11 protein-coding genes are annotated in these 14,733 nt (G+C 57.9%); 8 read left to right on the plus strand and 3 right to left on the minus strand.

Annotated features, from left to right (window positions below):
• The 4 genes from LIO64_RS09170 to LIO64_RS09185 form a co-directional block, all read left to right on the plus strand.
• On the plus strand, nt 1-1,501 hold a 1,501-nt coding region (locus LIO64_RS09170; RefSeq protein WP_290549140.1), incomplete at its 5' end, for a Gldg family protein.
• A 27-nt stretch (nt 1,502-1,528) separates the two neighbouring features.
• Nucleotides 1,529-3,586, plus strand: coding sequence for a DUF4340 domain-containing protein (locus tag LIO64_RS09175; protein ID WP_290549141.1), 2,058 nt, complete (start codon nt 1,529-1,531; stop codon nt 3,584-3,586).
• A 12-nt stretch (nt 3,587-3,598) separates the two neighbouring features.
• Nucleotides 3,599-4,375 carry a Nif3-like dinuclear metal center hexameric protein gene (locus tag LIO64_RS09180; protein WP_290549142.1) on the plus strand — a complete coding sequence of 259 codons (777 nt, stop codon included), beginning with the start codon at nt 3,599-3,601 and terminating at the stop codon, nt 4,373-4,375.
• A gap of 16 nt (nt 4,376-4,391) precedes the next feature.
• Nucleotides 4,392-5,363, plus strand: a complete 972-nt coding sequence (locus tag LIO64_RS09185; RefSeq protein WP_290549143.1) for an RluA family pseudouridine synthase — start codon at nt 4,392-4,394, stop codon at nt 5,361-5,363.
• A 53-nt stretch (nt 5,364-5,416) separates the two neighbouring features.
• On the opposite strand, the gene LIO64_RS09190 is transcribed toward LIO64_RS09185, so the two are convergent.
• Nucleotides 5,417-5,950, minus strand: a complete 534-nt coding sequence (locus tag LIO64_RS09190) for a redoxin domain-containing protein (RefSeq protein ID WP_290549144.1) — start codon at nt 5,948-5,950, stop codon at nt 5,417-5,419.
• A gap of 140 nt (nt 5,951-6,090) precedes the next feature.
• A complete protein-coding gene (locus LIO64_RS09195; RefSeq protein WP_290549145.1) occupies nt 6,091-6,885 on the minus strand; it encodes a hypothetical protein in 795 nt (264 codons plus the stop codon).
• A gap of 144 nt (nt 6,886-7,029) precedes the next feature.
• Here LIO64_RS09195 and pheA point away from each other — a divergent pair, with 144 nt between their 5' ends.
• From pheA to pgsA, 4 genes are all read left to right on the plus strand, one after another.
• Nucleotides 7,030-8,187: a prephenate dehydratase gene (gene pheA, locus LIO64_RS09200; RefSeq protein ID WP_290549146.1), complete on the plus strand. Its 1,158-nt coding sequence runs from the start codon at nt 7,030-7,032 to the stop codon at nt 8,185-8,187.
• Between the two features lie 48 nt (nt 8,188-8,235).
• The gene (locus LIO64_RS09205; RefSeq protein ID WP_290549147.1) at nt 8,236-9,867 is read left to right on the plus strand and encodes an alpha-L-fucosidase; all 1,632 of its coding nucleotides are present in this window, start codon (nt 8,236-8,238) and stop codon (nt 9,865-9,867) included.
• A gap of 24 nt (nt 9,868-9,891) precedes the next feature.
• The gene (gene ligA / locus LIO64_RS09210; protein ID WP_290549148.1) at nt 9,892-12,276 is read left to right on the plus strand and encodes an NAD-dependent DNA ligase LigA; all 2,385 of its coding nucleotides are present in this window, start codon (nt 9,892-9,894) and stop codon (nt 12,274-12,276) included.
• 254 nt (nt 12,277-12,530) lie between these two features.
• A complete protein-coding gene (gene pgsA / locus LIO64_RS09215) occupies nt 12,531-13,139 on the plus strand; it encodes a CDP-diacylglycerol--glycerol-3-phosphate 3-phosphatidyltransferase (RefSeq protein ID WP_290549149.1) in 609 nt (202 codons plus the stop codon).
• A gap of 323 nt (nt 13,140-13,462) precedes the next feature.
• On the opposite strand, the gene LIO64_RS09220 is transcribed toward pgsA, so the two are convergent.
• A complete protein-coding gene (locus tag LIO64_RS09220) occupies nt 13,463-14,677 on the minus strand; it encodes a hypothetical protein (protein ID WP_290549150.1) in 1,215 nt (404 codons plus the stop codon).
• Between the last annotated feature and the right edge of the window lie 56 nt (nt 14,678-14,733).

A 14,733-nucleotide genomic window follows, 5' to 3' on the forward strand; every position in this document is an offset into this window, starting at 1 on the left:
TCCCTGGATGACCTGGGTCAAGCTCTTCCTGCTGTTCCTCATCGTCGTATGCCTGAATTACGTGGGCTGCCATGAGTATTACCGCCGGGACCTGACGGAAGACCAGCGCTATGAGATTTCCACGCAGAGCATCAACATGCTCAAGTCTCCGGAAATCCAGAACCGCAAGACGCCCGTCAAGATCACGTTCGCCTTCCTGCGCACCACGCAGAATTACACCCGCATGCGTTCCCTGCTGGAGGAATATGAACGCTATTCCGGCGGCAAGGTGAGGGTGGAGTACGTGGACCCGCTCCGCCAGCCGAACAAGGCCCGCGAAATTTCCAACATTTACGGGATTGAGTTCAAGAAGAACCTGGTCATTATCGACGCCCGGGAAGATACGGAAAAAGCGCTCAAGACGTTTGAAGGCACCCAGGCGGATGCCGCCCACGTGCGCATCCTTCCGGGAGATTCCTTTGTCGTATACGCCCCCAGCCCGGACGGCAAGAGCATGAAGGCGGTGGCCCTCCAGATTGAAGACATGATGACCGCCGGCATTTACGGGGCGGCCAATGGAGAACCCCGCAAGATGTACATTGCCGCGGACAAGAGCAATTTTAACGAAGCGCTGAGCAACAGCCAGGAGGAAAGCATTTTCACCACTATGGCGAAGATCTGCCGCTCCGTCAACCTGCAGCTTGTCCCCATCCGCATGAGCGGCCTGACGGATATTCCGGAAGACGCGGCGGGCTTCATGATCATCGGCTCCAAGTATGACCTGTCCCCCCAGGAGGCGGAAGTGCTGGGACGGTACTGGGAGCGACCGAACGCCGCCGTGCTCATCATGCTGGAACCCCAGCAGGATACGCCCAGGCAGCTGTACCGGTTCCTCCGTGAACAGGGACTGCGGCCGCAGAATGACCGCGTGATGCTCCGCAACAGGAACAACCGCTCCGTCTTTGAGATTAACGCCATTTTTGCTCCGTCCCTGAATTGCACGCGCGAATTCTGGAATTCCAGCACCGGGCTGGAAGGGGAAAGCATCTCCCTCATCCTGGATTCGGACAACGCGGCCATGGAGCAAAAGCGCATCACGCCGTATCCCCTCCTGGTCACTACGGAGGATTATTACGGGGAAACCAAATACAACCAGTTCCCGGCCCAATTTGACGCGCGGGAAGACAATCCGGGCCCCCTGATGATCGGTGCGGCCCTCATCCGCGGCAACGCGGGGGACGTCAACCAGAATAAAACAACCGGCCGCCTGGTGCTGCTGGGCAATACGGACCTGCTCCAGCCCAAGCAGATCAAGCCGGAACAGAGGGATTTCATGCGCACGCTGGTAGGCTGGATGACGGACCGTGAAGAACTGCGTGGCCTCGGTTCCCGCCATGACCTGACCGTCAAACTGAACCTGGACCGCAACGCCCTGGGCATTCTGGAACTCCTGACGAACATCGGCCTGCCCCTGCTGGCGCTGCTGATTGCCCTGGTTATCTGGAACACGCGCCGCCATTAATCCCACCACGCCCATCACCGGAAGCACATGCGCACATTCCGCCTCATCCTTCTCATCCTCGTCACCGTCGCCTCCATCGGCGCGGCGGTGCTTCTGACCATTGACGGCAACCTGTCCCGCATCATCGGGCGCACCGCCTTCAGTTCAGGAGAACGGCTTTTCCCCTACACCCGGGAAGAAATGAACGAGGTTTCCTGGATGCGCATCAACTGCATGGGAGAGGTGGCGGAATTCCAGCGCAAGCCCAACGGCGTCTGGTGGTGCCAGAAACCGTGGGATGACCGCATGGATCCCCGCGCCGCAGCGGCCATTCTCCAGTACACGTATTCCACCAGCATCGTGGACGCGCTGCCCCTGCACAAGATTGATTCCGCCTCCCTGAAGGAGTTCGGCGTTAAAACGACGCCCATCACCATTACCCTGAAGGAGATGAGCGACGACGGGAAGCGCTCCTCCACCGTGGCCCGCTATACGCTGGGTTCCCTCGCTCCCTGGCTGGTAGACGATCCGGAGAACAAGACCACGGATGATACCACCTACATGCAGACGGATTTCTATGGCCGGGACACCCGCATCCTGGTAGGCACCGGCAACATCCTGCCCCTGTTTAAAGCCGGCATCCGCCAGCTCCGGGACCACCGTCCCCTGCTCCTGCATCCGGCCATGCCCGCCTCCATTGAAATCAACAACCACGGCCAGCGCATCGCCCTGGAACGGAAGGTTCCCGGAGGCCCCTGGAAAATCACCTACCCCCTTTCCCTGGATACGGACCCGGCCATGATGGACGTGCTGCTGGGCACGCTCCAGAAGCTTACCGCCGTACGCGTGTACAATCCGGAGGAAACCAGCGTGCCGGATATGACGGATGACCAGATCACCTCCGTCTCCATCAGGAATTTCACCGGCCGCAGAACGGCGGACGGGAAATCCCTGGAAAGGGAGGAACAGCCCGTCACGCTCCGCATTTATCCTCCTTCCGACAACGGAAGCCTGTCCGAACTGGTGAAAGCCACCGTTTCCGACCGCAAGGCCGTCTTTGAACTGGCACAGACTACCACGGAAGCCGCCAAGGAAGTGCCCGGCGTGCGCAACATTCCCCTGGACCTGGGCCTTCTGCGCTCCAAACAGCTGACGGACATCGGAGACTATAAAATCACGGGCCTTTCCATCCGCAAGAGCTTTCAGGATTATCCCACCATCGCCCGCTTTATCCAGGGAGATGAGAAAAAAGGCCTTAAACCCACATGGCTGTACACGGCGGAAGGGTCCCGTTACCAGGAGGCCAATCCGGAGCACCTCGTTTCCCTGCTGAAAACCGTCAAGCTGGGGAAAGTGGCGGGGTTTGCCTCCGACAAGGCCACGGACCTTTCCGTGTACGGGCTGGACAACCCCAGGATGACCCTGACCCTGTCCCTGCTGCCCAAGCCCGGGGAAGAACCCCGCCCTCCCGTAACGGTCTTTTTCTCCAAGGGAACGGACGGCTCCTGGTATGGCCGCCAGGCCGGGAAGAGCACCGTCGCCATGCTGGACAACAACTACATGAAGGATTTGCTGACGGATGCCCTGGCCTGGAAAAAGAAGATGCTTTTCTCCTTCAGCAGGTTTGACCTCAAGGAAATGCACCTGGAACGCATCGGTTCCGGAGGCCCCCTGATTCTGAAATTCGACCGCCTGGACGATTCTTGGACGGCTTCCAAGGACGGGAAGGATGAAACCCTGAATATCAACCCGAACCGGGCCAACCGCTATCTGGACGAACTGGAAAAGATGGAGGTGAGCACCTGGCTTCCCTATACGGATACCAGGGCGCGCGAGGCGCTGAAAAATCCCGTTTTCCGGCTGAAACTCATCCTCCAGGTGTACAAGGAGTCTGCCCCCGTCCAGCCCGGCGCCAGCCACAGCGACATCACTTTTGCCCCGGACCCGGAAACGGAGGAAAAAGTCGTCACGCTGGAAATAGCCCCGGCGGGCGAAGCCGGATACAGCAGGTTTTATTACGGCAGGGTCAACACATCCCCGCATTACTTTATCCTGAACATGGACGCCGTGCGGCTGCTTGGCGCCAATCTTTCGGAAGACAACTGACCATTCCTCCCCATGAGCATTGACCTGAAAACCGTGGCCGCTTTTCTGGACGGAATCCTTTCTGTGGACTCCATTCCGGACGCTCCCCGCGCCCTGAACGGCCTTCAACTGGAAAACGGAGGCTCCGTCTCCAGGGTCGCCGCCGCCGTGGACGGCTCGGAACAGGCCATTCATGCGGCTCTGGACATGGGGGCGGACCTGCTTATCCTTCACCACGGCCTTTTCTGGCAATCCATGCAGCCCGTCACCGGCATTGCGTACCGGAAACTGAAAGCCGCCATGGACGGGAACCTGGCCATTTATGCAGCCCACCTTCCCCTGGACGTTCATCCCGTATACGGCAACAACGCCCTGCTGGCCAAAGCCTGCGGCATCCATCCCTGTTCCACGGAAGGGCTGGACTACCATGGCGTTTCCCTGGGTACGCACGGGGAATTCCACGGCACGTGCGGGGAACTGGCGCAAAGGCTGGAATCCGTCCTCGGCACGCCCGTACAGACTTTCTGGACAGAATCACCGGAAGCCCCGGCAGGGGACGTTTTCATCTGCTCCGGAGGAGCGGGGGACGACCTTGCCCAAGCCGCAGCCCTCGGCTGCCGGACCTACGTCACCGGGGAAGGCTCCCACTGGAACATCCCCATGGCCAATGAGCTGGGCATCAATCTGGTCTTCGGCGGCCACTACTTCACGGAGACGTTTGGCGTCAAGGCCCTGGGGCTTCTTCTCAAAGACGTTTACGGACTGGACTGCACGTTCATCGATCTGCCGCCTTCCGCCTACAGCCATTGACCAAACGCAACGGAGCATGAACCTGACCACGGACGACGCCGACGGAAAAATCCGCCTGGACCAATACCTTGCCGCCCATCTCCCGGAACTTTCCCGTTCCAGAATCCAGAGCCTGATCAAAAGCGGAGACGTCCTGGTCAACGGCTCTCCCGCCAAGCCCAAAAGCCCCGTCACCCGCGGCGATTCCATCACCGTCAACATTCCGGAACCGGAACCGGCGGAAGCCCGGCCGCAGGATATTCCCCTGGACATCCTGTACGAAGATGAAGACGTGGTGGTGCTCAACAAGGAAAGCGGCATGGTCGTGCACCCCGCGGCCGGCAACCCGGACGGCACCATCGTGAACGCCCTGCTTCATCATTGCGGGGATCTTTCCGGCATCGGCGGCGTGGAACGCCCCGGCATCGTGCACCGTCTGGACAAGGACACGTCCGGCTGCCTGGTCATTGCAAAAAACGACGGCGCCCACCAATCCCTGACGGCCCAGTTTGCAGCGCGCAGCACGGAAAAACGGTACCTGGCCGTCGTCCAGGGCATCCCCTCCCAAAGTTCCGGAACGGTTTTTACCCACATTGGCCGCCATCCCGTGAACCGGCTGAAAATGGCGGTGGTCAATCCGGGCTCCGGGAAAGCCGCCATCACGGATTACGACCTGCTCTGTGCGGACCCCGCCACGGATTCGTCCCTCGTCCTGTGCACGCTGCACACGGGCAGAACCCACCAGATACGCGTGCACATGCTTCATCTGGGCCATCCGCTGATAGGGGACCCTATTTACGCCAAACCCGCCCGGCAGAAGGCGAAACCCGGCAGACTCATGCTGCATGCGTGGCGGCTGGGCTTTGACCACCCGCGCACGGGAAAGCGCATGGAATTTGAAGCGCCCATCCCGTCGGAATATACTCCGTGGCTCCAGCTTTTCCCCAACGGGCTTTACGGAGCCATCCCGGCTCCGCGCCCGGTGGAGAAAGACCGGGAACAGGATTAAAGAAGCAGCCCCTCCCTTTTGAAAAAGGCGGCGGAAACGTCACAAAAACGCCCTTATTTTTTGCCTTCTTCCGGCTTGCAGTACTTGCGCCAGTCTTTCAACAGAGTGGCGGGATGCCCTGTGACCAAGACTTTGCCCGTGCCGTCCACAATCCCGAGCCGCGGAATGGTGCCTCCCGGCTTGTATCCGGGAATGCCGTTGCCTTTCTTGGGCTTGACGATGGGAAACTTCATCCGCTCCTCCTTGGCCCATGCCTTCGCGGCATCCTCCGTCTTGTCACAGGAAAACAGCACCAGTTCCACATCGTCCGTCTGGCGGATCTTCCGGTACGTCCGGACCACATGGGGCATCTCCTGGCAGCAGGGGCCGCACCAGCTGGCGGAATACAGGAACAGGTAATATTTGGCTTTAGGCTTCGGCCTGTCCTTGGTTAAAAAATCAGCTTTTTCCAGCGCCTTACCCACGCGGGAAACGGCAGCCTCCTCGGCCTTGGGAGCAGGGACGTCCGCACAGGCGGAAAAAGTCCCGGCCATGCCACAGCCGGACAAAATCAGAATGAGCGAGCACAATTTGATGGATTTTTTCATAAATATATTATTATCAACGCTTCATTTAAACGTCAACCTGAAACAACATAAAGGGGAAGAAAAAAGCTGAGGTGCTTCCGGCATAAATGCCAGCATTCCCTTTCTGTCGCACGCAGGGATCTTCCAAACAGAGGCCCCACCTATTGTCCACCCCCATCTGCTGCCTGCATGGAAGGAGCATTCAAATCCACAGTCAGCTTCACGGGAACAACAATGGTTTCAGCGCCCTTGTGCACAACCACTGAGGCTTTCATCCTGGAAGGCATCTTTTTCACGACGTACGTATAAACACAGGAGGAGGGAACGCCCGTGACGCAGTTGGAGCCTTTTGATACAGCCTGGACATCCAGCCTGCCGCCCTGTTCGTCAGTCAACGTAATCTCTTTCACGTCCAGCGTGTCTTGAAATCCCAATTTGATTTTGCTGAATTCCTTTCCCTGGCCCATTACGTCCTCCACGGTAATTTCCAGTCCTTCCGCCTTGAATTTGACTCCCTTCCGGGCCTCAAACTCCTGAGCGGGAAGAACCTGAATTCCTTCGGCCACCTTCATCCTGACCGCACCGTCCAGCTCCAGGGGAAAAGGCAGCCTCTCTTTCATCCGAACGGGACATTTGGCAGATGTTCCGGAAGATGAAATACGGGTTAAAAAGCTGTCCAGTTCGGCGTGCCGCCTGACGCCTGCGGCATCCTTCACCCATATCCGGAATTTTCCCTCGTTTGGCAGGAACTGGTAGCCCTCCGGAGCCCGGAATCCCAGCGTCACTTCCATGGCATCCCTGTTCCCGCTGAACGGCCCCACCTCTTCGTCCGGTTCAGGGAATGACAGGGAGACGTGGGAGGCATAAACGTTCACGGCCTGCTCCCGGGCACGGGCCACGGGGGAAACGACGGGTGCGCAACACGCCACAGCAGTTAGTAACAATAATTTTTTCATAGTGTTGAGACAAAATACACTTACCATGCAGCCCCTGTTCCTGCAAGAGGAATTCCACCCTTGGGAACCGGTCCTTTAATCTTGATTTGCCCCCCCGGAAACGCTACCCTGACGCGGCTTTAAACACACAGCTTTCACAGAGACATGGAGAATACGCACCACGGGGAGGCCGCCTCTCCGGATACCCCCCCCCGGCAGCAGAAAAGCGGAAATACGGATGAACAGACCATCGCCCTGACAAAGGCGCGTCTGGCCATTGACGAGGTGGACGCCCAGATTGTGGAGCTGCTTAAAAACCGCGCCCAATGGGTGCATGAAGTCGGACGCATTAAAAAAGAGGGGAATTCCCCCATCTTCGTTCCGGAACGGGAAACGGCCCTGCTCGGCAAGCTGAACCGCCTGAACGCGGGCGTGCTTCCAGAGGCGTCCCTCCAGGCCATCTACCGGGAAATCATCTCCTGCTCCTTCTTCCTGGAAGGGGGCCTTACCATCGCCTACCTGGGACCCAAGGGAACGTGGAGCCACCAGGCGGCCCTCAAGCAGTTCGGAAAAAGCTGCGAACTTATCCCCTGCCAGAGCTTCAAGGACGTTTTTGACATGGTGGACCGCGGCAAGGCGCAATACGGCGTGGTGCCCGTGGAAAACTCCTCGGAGGGGTCCGTGACCGCCGTGATGGATTTGTTCGTCACCTCCCCCCTTAAAATCTGCGCCCAGATCAACCTGAACATCCGCAACAGCCTGATGGCGGACATCCCGCGGGAACACATCCGCATCCTGTATTCCCATCCCCAGGTGCTCGGGCAGACGCGGAACTGGATTCTGCGGCACTTCCCGAACGCGGAACTCGTGGAAACCTCCTCCACCACCAAGGCCAGCATCCTTGCCAAGGAAAACGCTTCCATGGGCGCAGCCTCCCTGGGGTGCCCCCTGGCCGCGGAACTGTTCGGCCTGAACATTCTGGAAGAAGACGCGCAGGACCAGGCCTGCAACACCACCCGCTTTGCCGTCATCGGCCGCCAGGAGACGCAGCCCAGCGGCAGGGACCGCACCTCCCTGCTCATCCGCATCCAGCACAAGCCCGGCACCCTGGCGGAAGTGATCAACTGCTTCCAGAGGCACAACAACAACCTGATCCGCATTGAATCCCGCCCCTCCAAGGTCATCAACTGGGAATACGTCTTTTACATAGATGCCGTAGGCCACATCCAAGAGTCCCCCCTCCGGGAAACCCTGCCGGAGCTGGAACAGCACTGCTCCATGCTGAAAATCCTGGGCAGTTACGCGGATACGGACGTCATTTGACCGGTTCAGCCTCATTCCCGCCAAGCCTCACACCACTCTGAAAAAACCATGAATATCGCCACGATTGCAGCCCTGGCCGCAACCCTGGGGCTTCCGGCCCTGGCCCAGCAGCCCGTCACTAAAATCGTTACGGAGAACGGGAAGCCTTCCCTGTCCCTGGATGAAGAATTCGCAGCCCGGCTGCGCAACGGGGAAACGGAGCCAACCTCCCCGGCAACCGGCAGCTCCGCCCCCCTTCCCGCGGAATTCTCCCCAGCCGTCCCCGGCCTCCCTCTTTCCGCGGATACCAATCACGCCGCCGTGAAGGAAACGGCGGAAGAGCGCAACCGGCGCATGGAATGGTGGAGGGACGCCAAATTCGGCATGTTCATTCACTACGGCCTGTATTCCGGATTGGCCGGGGAATGGAAAGGCAAGCCCGGCGGTTCCGAATGGATTCAGAAGAACGTGGAGGTGGATACGGATTCCTACGCGGCGGAAGCCCTCCCCCTCTTCAAGCCCAGGGAAGGCCTGACGGAAGAATGGGCCCAGCTGGCCCGCGACGCAGGATGCCAGTACGTGGTGCTCACCAGCAAGCACCATGAAGGATTCGGCCTGTTTGACAGCGCGCAGACGGATTACAACGCCAAAAAAGCCGTCAACCGGGACATCATCCGGGAATACGTGGAATCCTGCCGCAAGCGCGGCTTGAAGGTGGGCCTTTACCACTCCGTCATTGACTGGCACCACCCGTCTTATGACAACACCATCTGCCCGGATCTCTGCTATCCCGCCGGACAGGCGGAGCTGCTTAAAAAGAAGAATATCCCGCGCGACCACGCCGCCTACCAGAAGTACCTGCACGCCCAGGTCCGGGAACTGATGACCCATTACGCCCCCATTGACATCATGTGGTGGGATTATTCCCAGGGGGCCATGGAAGGGGCCAGGGGCTGGAAAGCCCCGGAACTGATGGACATGGTGCGCTCCATCAATCCCGGCGTCATCATGAACAACCGCCTGTACGCCTATTCCGGCCTGAACCGGGACCAGGCCGGAACGCTGGACCTGCGCTGCGGGGACTACATCACTCCGGAACGCTTCATCCCCCGGCGCGGCTATCCCGGCGTGGACTGGGAATCCTGCATGACGGTGAGCGACAAATGGGGCTACAACCGGTATGACACCAACGTCAAATCTCCGGAAACCGTCATTTCCAAACTGGTGGAATGCGTCACCAAGGGCGGCAATCTTCTGCTGAACGTCAACCCGATGGCGGACGGAACCATTCCGGAAAAAGTGGCCGCCACCATGCGCGGCATCGGCCAATGGCTCAGGATCAACGGAGAAGGCGTATACGGCACGCGCGCCTTTACGGAACTGGACCAGCCCGCTTCCATCAACCGGAAGGGGGACATCTTCGTCTTCCTGATCCCGCCTCCGGACAAGGGACCGGCGCAGCCGCCCAGCGAAGGGACCATGAAGGAACTGACGGAAGGAACGGAATACGCCCGCATGCAGCCGCTGGATTCCACCGGGTACGAGGATGACGAGGGCACAACCATCACCCTGCCGGAAGGTTATTCCAAAGCCGTTCTGCTGGGAGACAACTCCACTCTGCCCGTCGTTAACGGAACGGTTCTGTTCAAGGCGCACGAACATTCCAAAACGCCCTGTTCCGTCATCAAACTGAGCAAATAGCCCCCTTTCCCACTCACTTTCCTTATGGAGGAAGACCTTTTTTCCCTGGCGGCCGGCAGGCAGGCGCCACAGCAGGCCGAGGATGAAGCGGCCCCCGGGCCGGAAAAGCCGCAGGAAAACGCCGCTCCCGGCCAGCCGGACAACGCGGAGGAAGCCGTACGCAGCCGTGCGGACTACCTGCGTTCCGAACTGCGCCGCCATAACCGGCTGTATTATGAACAGGCGGAGCCGGAGATTTCCGATGCGGAATATGACGCCCTGTTCCTGGAACTGGAAAAGCTGGAAGAAGCCCATCCCGAACTGGCGGATCCGGACTCCCCCACGCGCCGTGTGGGAGGCGCCCCGCTCCAGGGGTTCAACCAGATCAGGCATGCGGTGCCCATGCTGTCCATTGACGATATTTTCGAGCAGCGGGACGCTCCGGTTCCGGATGAGGAACTAGTGGATTTTTACAACAAGCTGGTCAAGGCGTTGAAAACGGAGAAGGTGCCCGTCTCCGTGGAACCCAAGATTGACGGGGTGGCCCTCTCCATCATGTACCGTGACGGAAGGCTGGCCTATGCGGCCACGCGGGGGGACGGAGACGTGGGGGACGACGTGACGGCCAACGTCCGCACTATCCGCAGCGTTCCCCTGACCCTTCCCCAAGACGCTCCGCCCGTGCTGGAAGTGCGCGGGGAGGTCTTCATGCCCAATGAAGCCTTTGCCAAACTGAATGAGGAGCGGGATGCCGAAGGTCTCCCCGCCTTCGCCAACCCGCGCAACGCCACCGCCGGAACCCTCAAGCAGCTGGACCCCAGGCAGGTGGCCGCACGGCCGCTGGCCTTCCTGGCTCATGGGCTGGGCGCCTATGAAGGACCGGAACTCAAGGAGGTGAAGGATTTCTGGGACATGCTGCGCCATTGCGGCATCCCCTGCAATGAACCGGTGTATTATACGGACAGCCTGGAAGCCACCCGCCAGGCGGTGCGTGACATTGACCAGCGGCGCCACACCCTCCCCTACGGCACGGACGGCGCCGTCATTAAAATCAGCTCCATGGCTACGAGGGAGGCCCTGGGCGCCACGGCGCGCGCGCCGCGCTGGGCGGCGGCGTACAAATTCCCGCCGGAACAGAAGGAAACCACCCTGTTGAACATTGTGGTGCAAGTGGGCCGCACCGGAGTGCTGACGCCTGTGGCGGAACTCAGCCCCGTGCTGCTGTCCGGCTCCACGGTGGCACGCGCCACCCTGCATAACCAGGATGAAATCGACCGCAAGGACGTCCGCATCGGTGACACCGTGCTGGTGGAAAAGGCGGGGGAAATCATCCCCGCCGTGCTGAAGGTGAATCTCTCCAAACGCCCGGCAGACGCCAAGCCTTACAGCATTCTGGAAGCCACGGGCGGCCTTTGCCCCGCGTGCGGCAACCCCATCATGAAGGAGGAGGGAAAAGTGGCCTGGCGCTGCACCAACTTCACCTGCCCCGCGCAGGCCGTGACGGGCATCACCCATTTCTGCTCGCGTTCCGCCCTGGACGTGGAAAGCATCGGCTCTTCCGTAGCGGAAGCGCTGAGAAGCTCCGGACTGGCTTCCTCCGCACTGGACCTTTTTTCCCTGGAACTGGACCAGCTTGCCAACCTGAACCTGGGCACGCCGGAGGAACCGCGCCGCTATGGGGAAAAGAACGCCCGGAAGGCGCTGGACGCCCTGCAAAACGCACGGGAGCTTCCCCTGGAACGCTGGCTCATCGCCTTCGGCATTCCCCTCGTAGGGGAAGTGGTCGCCAAGGCGCTGGCGGATACGCATCCCGATCTGGACCATGTGGCGGATTCCCCCTATCTCCGGGACATCGTGCGCCTGGACGAACTGATGGAACAGGCCGCCAGGACCAACCCCAACACCCGTGAAAACAGGAAGGCAGTGAAGGAAGGCGCACTTTCCACAGAGGAGGTCCAGGAACGCCATCAGGAACTGACGGAGGAAATCGACCGCCTGACCGCGCCTTATCTGGAAACGGGCTACCTGCACAAAAACACGGCCAAGTTCAGCTACGGCTCCGAAATCGGCGTGGCAGCGGCCAAATCCCTCCAGAGCTTTTTCACCTCAGCGGCGGGACACCATACGCTGGAAGTCCTGCACGGCCTGGGCATCAATCCCCAGTCCCAGTCCTACCGGGCCAATCTTCTGGAAATCCCGGCAGGGGCTCTGTCCGGCAAGACCTTTGTCATCACCGGCACGCTCAGCCAGCCACGGGACTACTTTGAGCAGCTCATTGCCAGCCACGGGGGAAAGGCCACCAGCGCCATTTCCAAATCAACCTCCTATCTTCTGGCCGGCAACGGCGGCGGCTCCAAACGGGACAAGGCCCTCAAGCTGGGCGTGCCCGTCATCTCCGAGGAAGACTTCAACAAGCTGATAGCGGATTAGCCTCCAGCCCGGCCCCACCCGTTTCCCCATCGTCCCCGCAGGAGCCATGTTCCACGCCATGCCGCAGAAGGCCGCCGAAACCCACGCCGGGAAAAAACAGAACCCCGGAACCCAGGCCTTTCCCGCCAGGCGGTTCCTCCTTTCCCCTCCCACATTCCGTTAGCTTTTTTCCGTGCCGTCCCTCCGGGAATTTAATTCCTGAATCCTGCAAAAAAGCTTGCTACACTCCTCTTTCTGCTCCCTAATAACCGCATATGCTGAACCTGCCTAACGCCATTACCCTGACACGGATTGCCCTGGTAGTCGTCTTCACGGCAGCAGTCAGCATAGCGGACCGGTATCCCTGGGGATACATGGCCGCCCTGCTCACGTTCATCCTGGCGGCCTGCACAGACTGGCTGGACGGCTACCTGGCACGCCGCCTGAACCAGGTCACCACCTTCGGCAAGCTGATTGATCCCCTGGCGGATAAAATTGCCGTTTCCGCCGCTTTTATTTACCTGACAGGCGCGGGAATCTGCCCCGTCTGGGTCACCATTCTCATTATCAGCAGGGAATTCCTGGTCACCGGCCTGCGCCAGATTGCCCAGGACCACGGCGTCATCATCCCCGCCGGCACCTCCGGCAAATGGAAAACCGCCTTCCAGCTGGCTTTCTGCATCGCCTGCCTGCTGGCCCTGACCTGGATGCATACGCCGGAATACCTGCCGTCCATGCTGGACCGGGTGGCGGAACTCTGTCTCTGGTACGGTTCCGGAGTTTCCAATTTCCTGTACCAGCTCACCCTGTGGGGCTCCATCATCCTGACCGTCTATTCCGGAGCCGTCTATTGCGTGGGTGCACGCAAATTTTTCCGGCGCTGAAAAATACCTTTCCCCGTGTCCGCCAGGATATCCAGTACAGCGTCTTTCATTTGCCACTGCGTTGTGATGCTTGCATCGGGCTGTTTTTAGTAGAAAGGATATCCTTTACCCGCAGGATGATGGCCGGGAAAAAATAATTGCGGTTTTTCAAGACTAATTTGCCCTACTGGAGATGCTGTGGGATGCAGGACAATTTATTTTCCTTCTCAAGTTTCCCGCATGGAAAGCATGCGGGCGTTTTCACCCATACGTTATCTGGAAACCCTTAAGCCGCACTCATCGCCTTTACGGAAAATGAATATCCCCTCTACTTTCACACGATTTCACTTATCCTTGATATTTCGTTCCGCAAAAACATTGAGCGGATCGCCGTGTTTATCTGAAGGTTTGGCGTCTACATAATAATTTCTCTGTTCTACGCCAGCCCATAGTTTTTCCAGATCCACAGGAAAACCGTTCATATCATACCGACCCAAAGCAATCGCCTTGACATATACTGAAGTAAAAACAAGTCTGTCATCCGCTCTTGGATAAACGAAGGCCTTTTTATTTGGAAGGGTGGCATAAAACATGAATGACCCTTCTTCGGAATTTCTAATCGCGATTTTTCCATTTTCATCGATTAAAACTTTTAACGTATAAAGAATCCCTTTACGCAAGTCTTGCGAACATAAAGTCAACCATTTCATTCCTTTCGTTCTGATAACCGCAAACTCTCCATCATCAGAAGGATTCACACAAGTCTCCAGCTGGTACAAGTAATCCTTGCCATCTTCTTTGTACCAAGCGTCATAACTTTCAGCATTTCGCTTCTTTTTATTTATTGAAATACCGAATTCCTCTATTTTCTCTTTGCTCCCTGCGTATAAAATATCTTGCTGTTTGAGTTGAATCAAATCCCCGTCTAAAATAAATTTAACCTTCTGTTCCACCATTTCCCATCGGGGTTCATTGCTGTAGATGAGAGTGGGTAAATTTTCCTCTGTAAAAAGATTTTTACGTTCGGAAATTCGTTTTTTCTTAATATGAACACTTTTCAGGTATTTCATATTAAAAAAACCGTCTTCTTTTATAAAGTCCTTGGGATATCTAAATTTATATGAGTCCAAATGCTGATAGAGCGCATTAATGACATTTTGATAATATTTCACGCCATCCTCTGGAGAAAGGCGTTTCTGCTTTGCTTCAGTAAGAAATGTAATATAGGGATGATTTCTGCCGCCCTTGCCGGTATTTGAAACGGCAACATTTCCATCCCCGCTTTCCTCCTGCATCTGGTTATTCAGCAACTGCTGGTCGGCCTCGGAAAGCTTCTCCAGCAAAATAGTCCGTATTTGCCCGTTTTGAATCTTTAGCCGGATATTATTCCCATCCCTTCCCGCGTAAACAGCCGTCAGTTTATGTCCTGTCGCCGCTGTCCAGACTCGTGGCCGACTTAACTCCCCGGACTCCCCGGCTTGAGAAAAAGCAATGAAACAGCTACTGCACCACACTACAAAAAAAGAGACAAAAATATTCCTTATTATTTTATAATACATAGCTTATCAGGGATTGTTTACAGGTAAATGTGTAACGGATTAAGAATTCGTTGTCA

Source organism: Akkermansia sp., assembly GCF_020860705.1.
Lineage (GTDB): Bacteria > Verrucomicrobiota > Verrucomicrobiia > Verrucomicrobiales > Akkermansiaceae > Akkermansia.